This window comes from Acinetobacter sp. 231_lipA (genome assembly GCF_058243005.1).
The window spans coordinates 680974-698893 of sequence record NZ_JBZAYU010000001.1; the positions used below are offsets into that span (position 1 = coordinate 680974).

The 17920-nt window shown below is 38.4% G+C and carries 24 protein-coding genes; 3 read left to right on the plus strand and 21 right to left on the minus strand.

Translation table 11 applies throughout. The features are described from left to right. Positions 1–9: 9 nt before the first annotated feature. Positions 10–945, plus strand: coding sequence for a tRNA dihydrouridine synthase (locus AC4CUX_RS03420; protein WP_490792188.1), 936 nt, complete (start codon positions 10–12; stop codon positions 943–945). Here the strand turns inward: AC4CUX_RS03420 and AC4CUX_RS03425 are convergent. From AC4CUX_RS03425 to AC4CUX_RS03495, 15 genes are all read right to left on the minus strand, one after another. Beyond that, positions 942–1997 (minus strand): DUF1176 domain-containing protein, encoded by a 1056-nt coding sequence (locus AC4CUX_RS03425; RefSeq protein WP_490747438.1) that lies wholly within the window; start codon positions 1995–1997, stop codon positions 942–944. The two genes, AC4CUX_RS03420 and AC4CUX_RS03425, sit on opposite strands and share 4 nt — an antisense overlap. A 39-nt stretch (positions 1998–2036) precedes the next feature. Beyond that, a complete protein-coding gene (locus AC4CUX_RS03430) occupies positions 2037–2441 on the minus strand; it encodes an NUDIX hydrolase (protein WP_168158243.1) in 405 nt (134 codons plus the stop codon). A 98-nt stretch (positions 2442–2539) separates the two neighbouring features. Beyond that, on the minus strand, positions 2540–2986 hold the full coding sequence (locus AC4CUX_RS03435; protein WP_490792189.1) for a YybH family protein: 447 nt from the start codon (positions 2984–2986) through the stop codon (positions 2540–2542). Positions 2987–3096: 110 nt separating this feature from the next. Continuing rightward, the gene (locus AC4CUX_RS03440) at positions 3097–3432 is read right to left on the minus strand and encodes a YegP family protein (protein WP_004695228.1); all 336 of its coding nucleotides are present in this window, start codon (positions 3430–3432) and stop codon (positions 3097–3099) included. A gap of 231 nt (positions 3433–3663) precedes the next feature. Next, entirely contained in the window at positions 3664–4029 is a 366-nt protein-coding gene (locus AC4CUX_RS03445; RefSeq protein ID WP_078389055.1) for a 5-carboxymethyl-2-hydroxymuconate Delta-isomerase, read from the minus strand. Between the two features lie 139 nt (positions 4030–4168). After that, the gene (locus tag AC4CUX_RS03450; RefSeq protein WP_279043392.1) at positions 4169–4507 is read right to left on the minus strand and encodes a zinc ribbon domain-containing protein YjdM; all 339 of its coding nucleotides are present in this window, start codon (positions 4505–4507) and stop codon (positions 4169–4171) included. Between the two features lie 186 nt (positions 4508–4693). After that, on the minus strand, positions 4694–5038 hold the full coding sequence (locus tag AC4CUX_RS03455; RefSeq protein ID WP_490747437.1) for a DUF488 domain-containing protein: 345 nt from the start codon (positions 5036–5038) through the stop codon (positions 4694–4696). A 58-nt stretch (positions 5039–5096) separates the two neighbouring features. After that, the gene (locus AC4CUX_RS03460; protein WP_490747436.1) at positions 5097–5543 is read right to left on the minus strand and encodes an SRPBCC family protein; all 447 of its coding nucleotides are present in this window, start codon (positions 5541–5543) and stop codon (positions 5097–5099) included. A gap of 170 nt (positions 5544–5713) precedes the next feature. Next, the gene (locus AC4CUX_RS03465; RefSeq protein WP_004695219.1) at positions 5714–6100 is read right to left on the minus strand and encodes a ribonuclease E inhibitor RraB; all 387 of its coding nucleotides are present in this window, start codon (positions 6098–6100) and stop codon (positions 5714–5716) included. Positions 6101–6250: 150 nt separating this feature from the next. Continuing rightward, complete coding sequence (locus AC4CUX_RS03470) at positions 6251–7207, minus strand: SNIPE associated domain-containing protein (protein ID WP_490747435.1); 957 nt, start codon at positions 7205–7207, stop codon at positions 6251–6253. 277 nt (positions 7208–7484) lie between these two features. Beyond that, positions 7485–8150, minus strand: a complete 666-nt coding sequence (locus tag AC4CUX_RS03475) for an RluA family pseudouridine synthase (RefSeq protein ID WP_490747434.1) — start codon at positions 8148–8150, stop codon at positions 7485–7487. Between the two features lie 236 nt (positions 8151–8386). Beyond that, complete coding sequence (locus tag AC4CUX_RS03480) at positions 8387–9415, minus strand: IS701 family transposase (RefSeq protein ID WP_081316814.1); 1029 nt, start codon at positions 9413–9415, stop codon at positions 8387–8389. Positions 9416–9894: 479 nt separating this feature from the next. Beyond that, on the minus strand, positions 9895–10290 hold the full coding sequence (locus AC4CUX_RS03485) for a VOC family protein (RefSeq protein WP_159153324.1): 396 nt from the start codon (positions 10288–10290) through the stop codon (positions 9895–9897). A gap of 589 nt (positions 10291–10879) precedes the next feature. Beyond that, the gene (locus AC4CUX_RS03490) at positions 10880–11152 is read right to left on the minus strand and encodes a hypothetical protein (RefSeq protein ID WP_159153323.1); all 273 of its coding nucleotides are present in this window, start codon (positions 11150–11152) and stop codon (positions 10880–10882) included. A 106-nt stretch (positions 11153–11258) separates the two neighbouring features. Next, the gene (locus AC4CUX_RS03495; RefSeq protein ID WP_159153342.1) at positions 11259–11915 is read right to left on the minus strand and encodes a hypothetical protein; all 657 of its coding nucleotides are present in this window, start codon (positions 11913–11915) and stop codon (positions 11259–11261) included. Between the two features lie 255 nt (positions 11916–12170). On the opposite strand from AC4CUX_RS03495, the gene AC4CUX_RS03500 reads away from it, so the two are divergent. Next, entirely contained in the window at positions 12171–12524 is a 354-nt protein-coding gene (locus tag AC4CUX_RS03500; RefSeq protein WP_490747432.1) for a hypothetical protein, read from the plus strand. An 80-nt stretch (positions 12525–12604) separates the two neighbouring features. Here AC4CUX_RS03500 and AC4CUX_RS03505 read toward each other — a convergent pair whose 3' ends face one another. The 4 genes from AC4CUX_RS03505 to AC4CUX_RS03520 form a co-directional block, all read right to left on the minus strand. After that, a complete protein-coding gene (locus tag AC4CUX_RS03505; protein ID WP_490747431.1) occupies positions 12605–12811 on the minus strand; it encodes a hypothetical protein in 207 nt (68 codons plus the stop codon). A 232-nt stretch (positions 12812–13043) separates the two neighbouring features. Further along, positions 13044–13619: a DUF4126 domain-containing protein gene (locus AC4CUX_RS03510; RefSeq protein ID WP_279739207.1), complete on the minus strand. Its 576-nt coding sequence runs from the start codon at positions 13617–13619 to the stop codon at positions 13044–13046. 118 nt (positions 13620–13737) lie between these two features. Then, positions 13738–13881 (minus strand): zinc ribbon-containing protein, encoded by a 144-nt coding sequence (locus AC4CUX_RS03515; RefSeq protein WP_004695201.1) that lies wholly within the window; start codon positions 13879–13881, stop codon positions 13738–13740. Between the two features lie 340 nt (positions 13882–14221). After that, entirely contained in the window at positions 14222–14365 is a 144-nt protein-coding gene (locus AC4CUX_RS03520; protein ID WP_332476704.1) for a zinc ribbon-containing protein, read from the minus strand. Positions 14366–14681: 316 nt separating this feature from the next. On the opposite strand from AC4CUX_RS03520, the gene AC4CUX_RS03525 reads away from it, so the two are divergent. Continuing rightward, on the plus strand, positions 14682–15446 hold the full coding sequence (locus AC4CUX_RS03525; protein ID WP_078426309.1) for an IS5 family transposase: 765 nt from the start codon (positions 14682–14684) through the stop codon (positions 15444–15446). A 4-nt stretch (positions 15447–15450) separates the two neighbouring features. On the opposite strand, the gene AC4CUX_RS03530 is transcribed toward AC4CUX_RS03525, so the two are convergent. After that, positions 15451–16272, minus strand: coding sequence for an HNH endonuclease (locus AC4CUX_RS03530; protein ID WP_490792190.1), 822 nt, complete (start codon positions 16270–16272; stop codon positions 15451–15453). Position 16273: 1 nt separating this feature from the next. After that, positions 16274–17914, minus strand: coding sequence for an AAA family ATPase (locus AC4CUX_RS03535; RefSeq protein ID WP_490792191.1), 1641 nt, complete (start codon positions 17912–17914; stop codon positions 16274–16276). Between the last annotated feature and the right edge of the window lie 6 nt (positions 17915–17920).

Here is a 17920-nt window from a genome sequence, read left to right on the forward strand (position 1 = left end):
GACACCGCTGTGAAACTCATTCTTGCACCAATGGAAGGCTTAACCGACCCAATCATGCGTGATGTTCTCACGTCTGTAGGTAGCTTCGACTGGTGTGTGACCGAGTTTATCCGTGTGACCAATTCGGTGTTACCCGATCATATTTACCACCAGTATTGCCCTGAATTACTCAATGGCGGAAAAACGGCGGCAGGAACACCCGTGCATGTGCAGTTTTTGGGCAATGACCCTGAAATGTTGGCTGCCAATGCCATCCGTGCGGTGAAACTCGGTGCGCCTGCCATTGATATGAACTTTGGCTGTCCAGCCAAAACCGTGAACCGTCACCGTGGTGGCTCGGTGCTTTTAGATGAGCCTGAAGTGGTACATGAACTGGTCAAAGCAGTACGTGATGCGGTTCCTGAACACATTCCTGTTTCTGCGAAAATGCGCTTGGGTTATATGGACCGACATTTTATGTTGGACAATGCTCATGCCATTGAGGATGCTGGTGCGGCTTGGGTTACGGTGCATGCACGTACCAAAGCCGATGGTTATACTCCACCCGCTTTTTGGGATCAGCTCCGCCCGATTCGTGAAGCATTGAAGATCAATGTGATTGCCAATGGTGAAATTTGGAACAATGCAGACGCGAAACAGTGTCGCTTAGAATCTGGCTGTGAAGATTTAATGATTGGACGTGGTGCCGTGACTACCCCCGATTTGACTCAGTGTATTCGTCAAAATATCGATACACCTCTGCTCACATGGAATGAGCTACTGACCTTACAAATCCGTTTCTTAAACGGGGTGTATAAAAAAGAAATGAATATGGTCGGACGTTATAAGCAATGGCTTGGCATGATGTCTAAACACTATCCTGAAGCCAAAGCCCTCTGGGATGAAGTCAAGCGTATCAAGCCGCTGGATGACATTATCCTTAAACTAAACGCAAGCGCGACTTAATCCGTTCGCGCAACGATCGCGACATAAGTGGGTAAGTTCCATGCACCACCCGCAAAACCTTTACATTGCTGCGATTGTGCCTGATAACTGAGGACAAAAGCCTTTCCATTCCAAGCCCACTCGGAACGAATACCACAGTCTGCGATACCCCGACCTTTTTGCTCTGAGAAAATTTGCGCCTCACTAAAACTTGAGCCTGATGTCGTGACTTGCTGCTGAATCTTTTGCAATGCTTTGTCCATAACCCAGTAGCCTAGACCTTCATTGTACGCTCCACGCCAACATGGCACTTGAACCACCACTTGCTCTGCATTCAGCGGATAGACTGAAACCCGATCTTCCTCAAAAAACCGTACTTCATATAAATTTGGACAGTCTTGTTGATCTGTTTTTGCTTTTAACTTTTTAAAGAGTTGATGGGCATTTTTACTGTCCACGGCAAAGTGACTGGCAACCGCAGGTCGGTATCCCGTAATACCAATTTTAGGGATGGCTTTGGGCTGTAAAACATTTTGCTCAGACTGATTGCCTTTTTGATATACCGCGTTCGGTGTATTTACACGCTTTTGTATATCATCCATTTTGAGCAAAACAGCATTTGCCCCAGCGGTTGAAATTTGCCATTGCTGTGCTTGAGTCGTGAGACGAATATCTTCTGCGCCCACCAAAGCCTTTAACAACAGCGCACTTTGAGCACTGGACAGTTTCGCAGTACTTTTCTTGGCATCGATGGTCAGGCTCCCCAGAGATGTTCCTCCTACGTTTAAATTGGCTTCAGTATCCTGTGTAAATTCCTCAGCCACTTGAATTTGGCTGAGCACCGCACTGCCTGCACCTGCTGGACGAGAAATCAACAATGAAACTGGATGACCAAACTGAGCATCACTTTGATACCCTACCGCACGGCACATGCCCGTATTATCACAGGCAAGTTCCCAGTCTTTATGCATAAAATAGTTACCCGTTTCAGCATGAGTCCACTGGCTCAAGGCACTCATCAGCAACACACCAATAATGGGACTATTTCGTTTTATGATCTTATTATTCAACATATGCACTCACTCCACTTCAGAGGAATCTTAATCTTGCACTCAAAAACTGCGGCTTTGCACTATACCTGTGTAATTTAAACAATCTTCAACGCGAATCCGTTGTACCTTCGACAGCTGATCTAGATCAAACCAAGCATAAGCCGTATGTTCATCACTGAGGCTGATCTCAGCAGATGCAGCCAAATGACATCTAAAAATAAATGCATGTGAGGTCACTGCCGAATGAAAATACACACCCGACAAATAATCGATCTGAACCTGACAACCGAGTTCTTCTTGGCACTCACGCAGCAAAGCCTGATGAATGGTTTCTCCCATATCCAAGGCTCCACCGGGCAGCCCCCAAGCCTGATCGGCATAATTGGCTTTCAGTAATAAAACCTGTCCTGCATCATTGGTTAGCACCGCATGAGAACTCAGTCGGTAAAAGTCTTGAAATGCCATAGATACCTTCTTCTTAAGTTGTTCATGTTGTCATTCAAACATAGCCCAGTAAAACGGAGGTGGCTCAACCTGTACCCAAGCCAAAGCTTTAGTCGAACTCAGTCTGGAAAATAAATCGGCTTTGACATTTTAGTTTCAAAGTCCACAGGCACCGAAATATGCTGATGGGCAACCAACCACTCACCTGCCGTTTTTTGAAAACATAGCGTGGTTCTGCACCAAGGAATCTCTGGGGTTGCAACGCCACTGGCATGATCCAATTTAGAATAACAATGTAAAAAAGCTAAACCGTCACGACTAAAAATATTGATGTTACGCCTGAACACTTTGATTTCCCCCTGAAAAAATGGGGCATATCGTCTCCACAATTCTTGATAGGCTTGCACACCTTGCAGCTCAAACCCAATATCAAACAAGCTGACATCACTCTGACAAAGACGAATGATATTTTGTACATCCATTTTACAAATGACATCATCCCATTGTTTGAGTTTGAAGATAATTTCATGCCCTGCATGCTCATCTCCAACTAATCGAAAATCCACATCGCACTCCCACGCTACAAATCAAACTGCATAAAAAAACGCGTGCGCCATCCATAGCAAACACGCGGTTTTCTTCAATTCTTAAAACAAGCAAAATATGTAATCTAATCTTAAGTCGTCAAATCCTTAATCGTGGTACTTGAACCATTGTTTTTGACCGATTCAATGCCTTTATCTCGGGATTGCTCACTGGCATAAAACTGACTGGTACCAATAATCTGATGATTGGCAGCCTTTAAGTTAAAATAAGGTTTGCCATTCTTGGCTTCTAAGCGTTCATAACGCGTATCATCGGGGCTATTTTTTTGCACCGACTCAATTCCATTATGTGCTGACGCCTTTGCTTTATACAGTTCACTGGTCAAAATGACCTCGCCATTTCCCGCTTTTAAAACAAAACGATATTGGCCATCATTTGCCTGACTTACTTCGTACCATCCTGACATAAGCTCACCTATTGTTATTTTAAAGTGATTGTAGATCCACCGAAACGAATAAAAAATCATCCAATTTCATAAAATATAAATGACTTCTTTTATAAAAAAAAGTGCATTTACTACCAGCCAGATTTTATTTTTATAAAATAACAGCTCTATATGAATAACGCATGACAGCCTCAAACCGTTTAAATGACACGTGATATCGGCCCAATAAACGGTTTGGAACTCTTCATAATTTTATGCTTTTAATACCAATTTGCTATAACTGCTTTTTGGCATTTCAATAATTTCTACACAAATTTGTACCGTTAAATCCTGAGGAGCGGTAAAGTTTTGCTGCAAGGTTTTAAGTAACTGGCTCGAAATGGCGCACTTGGTGGCTTCATCTCGTCCGCTTAATAAAGACACTTTGGCATGCAAATAAGCCTGCGCATCTCCATCTACCCCAATCACAAAATCGGACTGTCGAATAGCACGACTTTTGATGTCGTTGCCCGATTGTACAAACTGACCATCCAACAAAGCTTGGTTTAGAGCCAATAATATCGGCTTAACTTCAAGGGTGTCGATATTGTCTGAATATTCAAGGTGGATATGTGGCATAGCGTATTCTTCAACAGGTTTTTATCTTTATAGCATGCTGTGCTAGTGTTTCAACGCTTAATGTCTTTTCAAAATGGCCAAAAAACAAAAACGGAGTCTAATTGACTCCGTTTTAATCTCGAACTACAAACTCAGCGGATTAGGCTTTTTTCACATACTCAGATTTCAGTTTCATCGCACCGACACCGTCAATCTTACAGTCAATGTCATGACCATCTGCGGCATCTGGCAGTAAACGAATATTTTTCACTTTGGTTCCGACTTTCACCACCGATGACGAACCTTTAATTTTTAAATCTTTAATCACCGTTACCGTGTCTCCGTCAGCAAGTGAGTTGCCGTTGGCATCTTTAATTGCCACCACTTCTTCAGTTGCTTCTCCCTCTTTCCATTCGTTTGAACATTCAGGGCAGATCAGCAAGTCACCATCTTCATAGGTATATTCGGACTGGCATTTTGGGCAGTTGGGTAAAGACATAAAAACCTCAAAAATAAAAAAAATAAGCAATTCACATTGCTCAAAACGCCAATATAGCATTTTTCAGACGAAAACGATGCGAATCACCTATTTATTTTATGGCTTTAGCCTTGTCACGGGATTGATAAAATAACGCTTACGAAAATATAAGTTTTAGCTGTAATGACGTCACCTCAACGCTTATTTTTACTCTAAGCACTGCTTCAAAATCACCACATGGTTATGCTGTTCTTCTTTGGCTGCGGTGAGTAACGTGATCTGCTCACGCACTGCCAGTTGGCGCAAATCATTCAACTCGGCGGGATGTGCTTCCAGTTCTTTCATATAACGGACTTTAAACTCATCCCAGTGTGCCACCATGTCTTGGTAATACCATTTCCGTAGTTCATTGGATGGTGTGAGAATTTTTGGCCATTCATCTATTTTGGCCTCAAGTTTTGATACCCCTCTCGGCCATAGCCGATCAACCAAAATCCGTTTGCCATCCTCAGCCTCGATAGGCGCATAAATTCGCTTCATGCGTATTGGCATGCAGAACTCCTTTTATTCTTTTGTGCAACTTATTCTATTGTTCAACAATGACGAAGCACTATTCATCGGGAATGTCTGGATTCACTAAAAAAGCCAAGAGTTGCAATGACTCTTGCCAGCCCAGATAACAGCCATCGACAGGAATCACATCGGGTAAACCAGACTGCGTAATATGAACCTCTGTACCGACAGATACTTCTTTAAACTCAACACGTACTTCAATTTTTCCTGCTAGTTCAGGTACATCGAACTCATCGGTATAGCGTAATAAGCTGTTTTCAACGATTTCATGATAAGTACCATGAAATGAATGCTGCATGCCTGTACTGAAGTTAGTAAAAAACATGCGAAATTGACCACCTTCTCGCAGATCGAATTGATCTACATGTGCGGTAAAGCCATGTGGTGCCATCCACTTCACTAAAGCATCTGCGGTGCTAAAAGCACGATAGACGCGCTCGACGGGCGCACTAAATACGCGGTGTAATTGAACACTATTTGACATGATTTTTCTCGTTCTTTTCAAATATTCAGATTTAGTTTAGAACGCTCAAACCCACATACTGTATTTTTTTTTGTGCATATTTTTAGACAAGCCAAACGCGGCCTGCTGCCTTTTTCTACCCACCAACAAAAAAAGCATGTTTTTCAACATGCTCTAAATTTGACCATTTTTTAGGCCTGACCTTGCTCATAGTCCTCATCATCTTCGTCGTCATAGACATAGGCCATACAGCCCCAGCCATCATATTCGCCACCAAACTGTTCTGCAATTTTAGTAAACCATTGTTCTAAGTCAACAATATCTGAATACTCAGGTTCCATATACACGTAAATGGTAATAATCCACTCAGATACGTCACTTTCTTCATCGACAAACAAAGTGATTTTTTGCTCTTCTTGTAATAAATACAGCGCACACTTTTCTGCTTGTGACTGCTCTTGAAAGGCAATCGAATATTCTATTTCATGCGGTTCAGACAGGTCGTCGCCATCCTCAGCCATTTGCCAAAGTACATTTCCATTATCATCATCTGGATATAATTCATAATCACGTGTCATGCGTATGTCCTTGTTATCTTTTTAGCCAATATATCGTTGGCAAGTGACAAAATAGTGACTTCAACATAGCATATTTTGCTCATTTTTATAGCAGTTACATCTGATTTTTCGAAGGTTGTTTGGACTTTATTTCACGTAGACTTTGCCGCGTTATTGTAAAACCCGATGCTCAACTAAAATGTCCGCTTGAAACTGTAAATCACTGCTTTTTAAGCTTTCTAATAAGGCCGCAAATTTGAGTTCTTCTAAGCGTAGGGCTAGATAACTGTCTTGTATCTGAGTATGACCAAAAGCCGCACCATAGTGATTGATAAGGGTAAAGTCATCCTGCAAAGCTTGGATCAAAAGACCAAGATTGTCTTTACTCACACGTTGCAAATAAAAATCTGCTTTCGTGTTAAATAACTGTGAAACCAAGACCATCACAGATAGTCGTCGATGTTCATCCATAAAGGCACAGGTCACAACTTCATTTTGCTCAACCGCACGAATCACTTGTTGCCGGACTTTTTGTAAATGGCCGGCCGCATCCGTTTTCCCATAGCCTTCAATGAGTTCATCTAATAACTGCTCCGAAGGTAGTTGATAACTCTGGCTGTAGGTTTCAATTTTATGGTGTAGTGCCTTCGATATTTCAGCCAGATGTTGTCGTTCTTCAGCCATGTGAAAAAAAGCGCCCAGTTTTTCTCTGGCGCGCTGCATGGTAACTTCTTTGGCTTTACATTCATATTCCGCTAAGAAGTGATGTACTTTTTCAATGTACTGCCGACATTGTTTGAGCATTTGTTCAGCATCAAATTTGACCGTTTCAGCAAACAATTCAACTTGGTTGTGCCGTTCAATAACATAGTGTTCGACATCAATAATTTCTTGGTAAGTACTCAAGGTTTCATTGCGTTGTCTAAGTGTTCCAAGCTCAATTCTTAAACTGGTCAGCCGATGTTGTAATTCACTTTGCTGCTGTTCATAAACTTCTAAACTGTTTCGACTGCGCTCTAAATTGCTTTCTAAGGATTCAATCTTCTTTTTTTGGGCAAGGCTGTGTATTTTTTGCCCGCATATAACAGCACACAGCAGAACCATAATGACAGCGAATACATAAAGCATGGCCTATCTCCCTACGGGAATGTCATTTTTATTTTAAAGACTCAGCTGTAAGAACAAATGAAACTCAAACAGTAAGCCTTGGAACAGACAAACCTATTTTCATTCAATTTCAATCAGTCGTGACCATGGCCAAAAAGCCAAACTCAAATGTTAATTTCCACAAAGATAAGCACACTGGATAAAAGTACGCTTACACAACTTACGCTAACGGTTTTTTAAACTGCCCGATATCCCAAATTTTAAGTATTTCTCAAAATTAAAATAAAGTGTGACACAGTTAGAATGGCACGCTTCCATGAATCGCAACCGCTTTTCCACTTAAAGGCTGCTGAAAGGCGAGAAAACTGGCATGTAAAGCCATACGTTTTAATGGACTTCGTATCGGCTCAGGGTGATACAACTTATCTCCAGTAATTGGATGCCCAATATATTGCATATGTACACGGAGTTGATGTGAACGCCCCGTAATCGGGGTCAGTAAAACTCGCGTAATATCGGTCTCAATGTCATAGCTAAGAGCTTGATAAAGCGTTTTTGCAGGCTTACCCAGTTCAAAGTGCACAATCTGCCGTGGTCGATTTTCCCAGTCAGTAATCAGCGGTACTTCAACACTGCCTTCAGCATCCAACTGACCTTGAACTAAAGCAATATAGTGTTTATCCACCGTGCGGGCTTGGAACATTTTGCTGACGGCGACTTCGGCATCGCGGTGCTTGGCAAACATTAAAATTCCCGAGGTCGCCATATCTAAACGATGGGTAATTTTGGCATGTGGGTACTGCGCTAAAACCCTTAAATAAGCACTGTCTTGGTGTTCTGGTAAACGTCCCGGCACAGACAACAAGCCCGCAGGCTTTTCAATCACCACCAAATCATCGTCTTCATAAACGATCACCAAGTCTTCTTGGGGCGGTGAATAAATAAAGTTGTCATTTAGAGCCATGGGAATAACAGCATACAAAAGCGAGCGCGAAAAATAGCAAGCTGTGTTTCTGCTGTCAATCATTGACAAAATATAGAAAACAGCCTTAATCCTAGGCGTCCATCACCCTATATAAAGCCAGCTTTTTAGCAGGGCTAATTCGATTGAAAGCCTAAAATAAAATAATGTAAGTGAAACTACAACAGCAGGATTTTTCGATTTTCGCGGGAAATATTAAAATTAGGACTTACGCAGTATTATTTATAGATTCTCTGTGGTAGCAGATGATTTTTATCGAGAATAAAGTCATCAATGAAGTCTTTGATGATTGGTCTAAATAATTTCTTCTGCCAACGATATACATTTTCAAAGATCCGCTCAAACTGGTTCTTTTGTATCTCGACGTAGGCCATCAAGGCTGAAAAAATATGATTCAAAATCAGTTTAGATCGTCTTACTTGAAACTTTTCAATATGACAAACCTGTTTAATCACTCGGTGATATTGTTCTATTTTCCAATGACTTGAATGTAATTCATGAAAACCCTCAAAGGACAATAAATCATCTTCATCTTGATGCACAATATAAAACCTCTGCTGTTCTTTTAACTGAGTCTTAAATAATTGTACAAAGCCAAAATCTTTGAGCCAGACCACTTGACCCTGATGGAAATTCGGCAATAAACGCAGTTGAAACCATTGTCCTTTTTCTGGGGAAACCTTACGGTTACAGTCGATACCAAACATAAATCGAATACCATGTTTTCTTATGGTTTTTAGATTTGCAATCGATGAATACCAACTATCACCTGTAATGAATTGAATCTTTGCACCCCAACTGAGTACTTCACTTAACATATCCATAAAGTAATCATTCTTGGTTTTACTTTCAGATTTGTCATAAATTCGGAAATTAATTGGAATATTTTGACCATTTTGATCTGTCGCATACAAGGTAATGAGATTAATACCCTTGACGGATCGGTGGTGTTTGCCTGACCAAAAATAGCTAACTAAGTCCATATGCTGACTATACGGTTTATCTAAAACAGTATCATCAATACTGACTATAAGTTTATTATTATCAATATGTTGAATTGCTTCCTGATATAGGTCGTGAGGTGTGTAGTCTTCACGCTCTAGAAAGCGATTTACACTATCATGCGAGATATTATAAGTCTCGGCAAGTTGTGTGCAGCTAATAGAGTTCGGTTCTGTCATGAGAAAGCCCATATAAATGGGTAGAGTACAAGTTGCTGTAGAAGCATGTTTAATTCGTCTGATCACAGATACTTTATAAAGTATTTTAATACTTTTTTGAATCCGTCAATGCGTAAGTCCTAAAAATTTATTTTTTTGATTTATATTTTATTCGAGTTCAAATTTTTTAGGGTGTCTGGGAAAACATGTTGTTTACTTCAACTATCATAACTTTGTAAGTGATGATCTTATAGCCTATAAACTTTTGATTTATAGCGTCCTAAGCCGAATCAAGACCTTTTGGGTAAGTACTACTCACGCGTTTTGCGCCACTGGTAGCATGCTACTCTTTTCGATCCCGTCACACCCTTGAGATATAATTTAACAATCCAAGGGCGGGATTGTTTCCCGAAGATAAAGTCTTTTTAGCTATTTTTGGAAAAAAATCTTGGCTTTTAGGTTATCTAAAAAATATTTTCCCAAATGCAGCGTATTTATGATTTTTTTCTCACATAAAAGCGTTTTTCTCAGGATTTTATTTCTTTGCTGCATCACAGATGAGAAATTCAACTTCCTGCACAGACCTGCATCAACTGAATGAGATTCCCGCAGGTATCATCAAAGACTGCAACTTTGACTTTTCCTGCCCGCATCGGTTCACTGGTAAAGCGCACCCCTAAGTTTTTGAGTCGCTCATATTCCGCATCGAGGTCATCCACTTGAAAAGAAGTATAGGGAATCAGGTCTGCTTTAATTGCAGCTTTAAACGGCTGTGCCGCAGGATGTGCATCAGGCTCCAGTAGCAGTTCAATACCTTCAGGACTTTCGGGTGAAACCAAGGTCAGCCAGCGATACTCCCCCACAGGTACATCATGTTTGACTTTAAAACCGAGTTTTTCTGTATAAAACTGACAGGCTTTTTCTTGGCTATCGACCATGATGCTGGTGACATATATTTTCATTGTTGTTCCATATTTTTTATCAGACTTTTAATGGTTATAGCAGAACTCTAAGCATTCCAATGTTATCAAATCGCAATTTTTTTAAAGCCGTTTTCGCAAACCAAAGCGCCAATTTGTCTGGGCACAGTTAGAGCAAATATTTGGATAAATTCAGGGCAATATAGACGCTTAAAATGGAAGAAAATATTTGAATGGACGTGTCTTTTATCGTGTTGTTTTTAACGTTTAGTTTCTAGGGATCAGGAGATAACTTCAACGATTAAAACTGGGTAAGTTCTAAACTTTTGCCTATAAATGGATAATCTATAGCGTCCTAAGCCGAATCGAGACCTTGTGGGTAAGTACGACGCTGATCTGATAGATAACGAGTCGCAAACTACTCTTTTCGATTCCTGTGCCCTTAAACGCTATATTAAGCAAATTGGTGCGGGATGAATTTCCGAAGATTGGCTGATTTCAAGCAATGATGAAAAATATTTCCCTAAACACAACTAGATTTGATAAAAACATTCATAATGACACTTGAATCATCTATTTCATCGCATAAAAATGAACTTCTATCATTTTTTACACCATCATTTCAGAACGCTTAAGTCCCCATATAACCTTGCAACCAAGTTGCAATAAACCACCACAAACTGATCGCGGACATACCACAGAGTAAATTGGCAAGCACCTTTTGCATATTGCTGAGCTGAGACAGATAAATTTTTCGGTTAATCACATACGCAACCACAGCTAAGGCTCCACCGATTGCACCACCAATCATCACTAAAAACAAAGGCCAGCCTGCCATCAAATGAGCAGCTGTACTCAGCTTAGGTTTCTCTTCAACACTCAAAGCCAGTTCTTTACTTTCCATCGCTTTCCCCTATACATGATCAAGCAGTCATGTGACTGATGCCCTAGGCTCACGTCACTCATAAAAGTGCATTTTGAAATATAAGTTAGCAAAAACTAAGCCAACACTATTCAAAACTCAGAGCATCGATGTCCTGAATTTTGCTCAAATACATTGGAGCAACATTCACTTTGCTCCATGTTTCTTTAAATTTAGGGTCGCTATCAAGGTCTTTGTTGAGATTTTCTCTGACTAGCTTCTTTGCGGTGAGAAAATTGACACTGGTTTCGCTGTTCACATAAGGGCCGAAATTATCGGAGCTGTCATAGCCAATCAGACGCATATCACGCCCCTCTAAACGGAACTGATAGGCCCAATATCCATAACGACCATGGGCATAATGTAGTTTTAACAGGCCTTTTTCGATAGAGGGCATCAACTCAGGCGCAAAGTACACACCGCCATCTTCATTTTCTGAAGAAAACAGTGACAGGTTCTGAACGACTTTTTGGTAGCGCCCTTTTGTATTCAACAGCACGATCACACCACGGCGGTTGCGATCTAGTTTTCCGCGGTATTCATCGGTGACCCATTGTTTCGGATCTGTACCTTTGACGATTAAAACCACATCTTTTAAACCATCTTTGTTTAAGTCCCCTTGCACGACCTCAAACACCGTATATTTTGCGGGAAGGTAAGCTTTGTATTGGCTGGTGGCTTTTTGACGCTGAATGTTCTCAGCACTTAAGTTTTCCGCACACAGATTGGCGGATATACCCAACATTGCAGCGAACATTAGAGAAGTTTGAATGAACTGTTTTTTCATAGTTTTGTTAATTTTTTAAATAAAGTAGGTAAAAGAGCGCGCTAATGAATGCTTCATTTTTGGCATCTGTGCTACAGATTAGCATTTATCAGAAGCCTATTTGTAGAATGCTCTGCAATTAAAAACAGATGACCGTATCAGTGTCATATTTTGATTGCTGCCGTTGAAAACTTTCGGCTAAAGTGAAGAAAGACCATTCAAATACGCTTCATCATGAAAACCAAAACTACCCTATTGATGCTGTGTCTTGCGCTTTCCCTCAGTGCATGCAAAATGTTAAAAACACATATCGTCAAAGTCACCAGCTCAACTGAAGCACAGCCACATGAAGTATTGTTAAAAACCACCAAAGGCTATGTGTACTTATCGACACAGAACATGACGGATAAACAGAAGCACATCCTAAAAAATCTGCGTCCTTTTCAGTGCTTAGAAATTAAAACACCTGAACAGTTTGCTATGCAAAACAGAATGGTTCGATTTTCTGACTTTAAAATCCGCGCTTTAGTCGAAGCTGACCGAGAATGTCGAAAAATTAAGGTCACGACCCGAGTTGAAATTCATTAATGTTGTAATGCTTAAAAATAGAGCATCCATATCCAACAATGAAAAGCTCTGCATAATTTGCAGAGCTTTTTTGTTTTTGATTACTTGAAACAACACTTGTCACAACCTTCGATTTTTTCTCTGGGCCAGTTCATTCTTGCCCGCTTATAAGCCAGCTCATAATTGGCAAAATATCCAATCAGAATTTGATCCTCCGAGCTGGGTAAGTCTGCACAGCCTAAGGATGCATTGTGAATATGATGGATGCCTTTTTCACTAGACTGTTCATTTACAATAAATTTTATCATTTACAGTTCCCCGAATAATTTTTATAAAGTTCAACCACAAATAAAACCATACAAAAAGTATGTATTTATAAAATTAAACGGATGCCGTATGAAAATCAATCATTATTTTAAAAGTGAAACTGACCTTTAAGTCATATCAACATAGAGGAATTGATGCCCATATAACCGAAAAATTAGCCACTCTATTTTTTAAATTTAGAGATCCAGCAACGCCATAAGAAAACTGCCGAGACTATAAAGGGGTGCTGATACTTTCTTGTTTTTTACGTTTAAACCAACGCACGGCCCAAATCGCTAAAATAATACCCACAATCACCACCAAGACTGGAACCAGTAGTGACAGTACGGACAGTAAAACGGCACCTACCCACTCCACTGTAGATACCAGTGGGTTGGCAACCCCACCTGTCGTTGCGGTTGAAACTCCTCGGACAGCAACGGTACTCATTTGCACGGCGCCTGCTGTTCCGCCACCGACAATAATTGCGGCGGCCCAACTGGCAAACTGCGACATTTCCCCGCTACTGACTGCCATAGTGGTGAGTGTTCCTGCGACCATCGCGGCTGGCGTTGCAATGGTGTCCAAAGCGTTGTCGACCCAAGGTATGTAATAAGCTGCGATTTCACAGACAGTTGCAATGGCTAAGGCGATACACACCGATGGCATGCTTAACCATTCAAAACCTTGCATGGGTTCGAACCATCCCATAATAGATGCAAGGCTCATGACCAAAAGTGGGACAAAGACACGAAAGCCACAGGCCGCACTTAAGCCAATACCGATACAAAGTCCTAATATGGTTTCCATGTGCTTTTCCTGTGTGGCCTAAGTTGGGATGTTTTTATCTTTTTTATAACTTAGCAAAAAGCCCTATCGGGTGATAGGGCTTTTCTTTAAAACAGTGGGTAACTGTTAAATCTTTGGCTTAGGCATTCTTATTGTTAAATTGATTGCCTTGGCATTTGGTACACGGGGGTAAACGATCTGTACCAATTTCTAAGTAGACGCGGTGTCCGCATTGAACACAAAAATAGAAGCCTGTTCCAGGTTTTTCGCCAGCAGTAACCATTTTTGTTCTCCATATGTTTAGAAAATGGTATCCCTAGTATATGCATTTTATGATGGATGTCTATTGATCATTTTGACAAATGATGACGTCATAAAAGTAAGAAATGATGTATTTCAAAAATAGCTAAGCTAAATAAAATTTAGTCATGAAAGTGCTGTCAGTAGCTTATATTGTTGTCTCTAGAGCGTTGAATCATAAGTGCATTCGTTTAAGCTGAGATACATTTGAGTCATAGTATCAGTGCTAACCGCTTCCAAAACCTTTCTTCCAGCAAATAAAAAGCCCTATCTAATGACAGGGCTTGATTTAAAACAGTGGATAACTGTTTGCAGTGTGCCGCTTAGGCAATCTTGTTGTTAAATTGATGGCCAAGGCATTTGGTACACGGGGGTAAACGGTCTGTACCAATTTCTAAATAAGTGCGGTGTCCGCATTGAACACAAAAATAGAAGCCTGTTCCAGGTTTTTCGCCAGCAGTTACCATTTTTGTTCTCCATGTGTTTTAGAAATGGTGAACAGAGTATAGACAAGCTTTTGAGATTGTAGAGTCTATTTTGTGACCATTGGAGTCAAATACAGAATAAAATTAACTTTTTCCCTGTCAAATTATTGTTTAGTAATGATTAAATACATATCAATATAGTATTTTAATCAAAGTCAAAGCATTCTATATCGTCAGGTGCTAATATACGATTTACAACTTGAGCTGTAGGCATTAAACTAGAGCCTGTTGACATTTTCTGTTCAAAAAAATAGCGAGAAAGTAAAATTTAATCGCCAAACCAAATTTACTTCTCGCTATGCCTCGTACAATGCTGAATGATCAACACTGGTCTAAGTTACTTTCTATTTTCCGAAATTTTGATATCTATTTCAAATCTAATTTGAGAAATTTTGTCGAAGCAATACTTTATAGAATAAGAACAGGCTGCCCATGGCGTGATTTGCCTAAAGAATTTGGTTCGTATAACTCAATCTTTAAAAAATATAATCGTTGGTGTAAAAATGATAAGTTAATGAAAATATTTAAATTAATTTCTTCAAATGCTGATATGGAATGGGTTTTTATTGATGCTAGTCATGTTCGGGCACACCAACATTCTGCTGGAATAAAAGATCAGGATATTTCTAAAAGCATTGGTGGAAATAGTTCTAAAATACACTTAGCTGTTGATGCGGATGGCAATCCAATCGAAATTATTATCTCCGATGGAACGATACATGATGTCAAGATTGCTCCCAAAATGATTGAAAAACTTGATTTGAGTGAAACGGAAGTATGTTGTGCAGACAAAGGATATGACTCTGAATCATTAAGAGAACAAATATCTGTGAAAAAAACTAAAGCGAATATTCCAAGAAAATCAAATACTCAGTCAAATAATGATCATATGGATTGGTATTTATATAAAATCAGACACTTAGTTGAGAATGCATTTTGTAGGTTAAAGCAGTTCAGAGGAATAGCAACACGATATGATAAGCTAAAGTGTAGCTATGAGGGGGCAGTTGCATTAGCTTGTATATTTATTTGGCTACCTTTATCGGGTAAATTCTATACTTGAAATGTCAACAGACCCTATTAAGAAAGCTCTTCGCCTCATTACAATTGTTCAATGACTCGTAAAAAGCTGTACACCAATCCGAACGATTCATATTATTGATACAGATTTTACCCGAAATCAATACATCTAATGGAAAGTTATTCTTTTTTGATTTCCTTCTCAACTCTTTGAATTCATTCAAACAATAAGAAGAAATTCTAGACTTTACATTTAATATCCCAAAATGGTTTTTAACTCTTACCTTTTCTACAGTTGTCAGATTAGATGCTTCCAGTTTGATATCATCGACCTTAATTAAATTTATAGATGAATCAAAAGACAAACTTATCTTAAACTTTATTTTTGATAAAATATCACTATAAAAGGGGTGTATAAACAAACATCCTTTAGAGGAATCAAAGTATTTTTTACCTTTTATACTTGCACATTTCCTACACTGTGGTACCAAATTATTCTGAAATATTGAATAATGAGAAAAATCCTCTTTAGGCATAAAATGATCTAGTGTATTTGGTCTCACAAATTTTCCACAGTATGGACATACATTAAGACTATTATTTCTTCTATTAACTAATTTACCTTTAAGCTTTACAGGAGGATTATTATAATAATCCAATAGGATATCTTTATTTTCAGTATTTACAAAACTAGGAATTTCAGGGTTTTCTATATAAATCGATATTATTCTTTCATAAATCAAATAATTCTCAAAAATATTAGACTTTAATCCAATTAATTTATCTTTATTTTCTTTTGTCGAATCAGGATGAGTTGCACTAATCCACCATTCATCGCCATTATCAACAAAACTATTTAAAAAATCCATACTAATCTTCAAACTCTATCTTTTCATTACGATTTTTACTAATAAAGTAAATCAAACCTGCATCGCCAAACTCCTCATTAATTTGATTGACATTTAACTCATTATCATCCTCTATTAAATCATCAATAACATGCTCATAAATCTTGCTTTCCAGATCATCCTCAAAAATCTCAGAAATAATACTTTCTATATCTGAACCGTATGTTTGAATGCTAGGTAAGGTGATTGTTGTGTAATTCCCTTCTCTCTTTAATATATTAACAGCTTCTCTATCAACTTCACGAGTAATAATACTTGAATGTGTTGCAATTACTGCGAAAGATTTAAATGCTTTTAATAATTTCTTTAGCATTTTCATTAACCCCAACTCAAGCCCTGGGTGTAAATACAGCTCTGGCTCATCTATTAATAAGAGCGTCTCACTTTCGATCTCACTTATTAATATTGGAATCAAATAAGAGTAAATTTCCTGACCTGAGCTTAAAGCCAAACAATCATCATTTTTCTTAAAAAAAAGCCCCTTATTTTTATCTAACTGACCAGAATCTACTTCACCTAATTCATCAATTGAGATATATTCACTTTTTTTATTGATAATAAAAATATCATCAAAATCTATACTTAACTTTAAAGTATCCTTTAATAGTTCTCTTTTATTCACCTCCCCCCACCATAGATTATCCTTATCATATTTAATAATATTCAAAATAGCATCAACACTTCTCCTTTTCGGATAATCTTTATCAAATTTATTATATTCATTCCTAAAACCGATATAATTATACTTATTTACAGGAATCCTCTTATTTCTAGTACTTCTTTTTGGGGTTCCATTAGTATTTTTTAATTTATATAATTCACCGATCTCATTAGCAGTTAAAAAATTTTCAAATGGAGAAAAAGCAGAAACCAAAACCTTATTGAAATATGGATAATCAATTTTTTTTGACTCAATTCCCAAAATAGTTCTTATCAATTGATCAATTATATAAGTTTTCCCTGAACCATTTCGTCCAATTAATAGATTTATATTTCTTTCGCCATATTCTCTTTCAATATCAAAATCCAAAATAAGGTTATCAAATTTATTTTCATCAAGCTCAATAGTCACATTGAATTTTAAATTATCTAGTGATCTTCCTATTGAAAGTTGGTAACCTTTTTTAATAATTGCTTCAGAAGCTGATCCCTCTCTCATTAATGAACTAGAGTAACCACCAAATTTAGAAAAATCTTTTTCCTCCTCAATAAAATAACTAGCATCTCTAATGGAGCTTAAAAAGTCATTAATTTTATCTTCATCACTATCAAGCAACACTCTTATTTTTTTATAAAAATTTACTTCTAGAGGTAAACTAATCATACTTTCATCAAGAAGATCACTAACATCATAATTTTCTTCATCAAGTTTAGTACCCTGCTTCTTAAAATATTCAAAAGTATTTTTATTACCTGATTTAAGTACTCTCACAAAACCCAAAAGTTGTTCGCCATCTTGTTTATCACTTTTATAATAAATCTTAAACTTTACTTTATAATCAAAATCATCCCAAGGCTGGTTATGCCCAGTACGATAATTATCTTTTGCTAAAAAAATTCCACTATAATTTGTGCTTATCTCTTCTGTATATATAACTTTCATAACTTA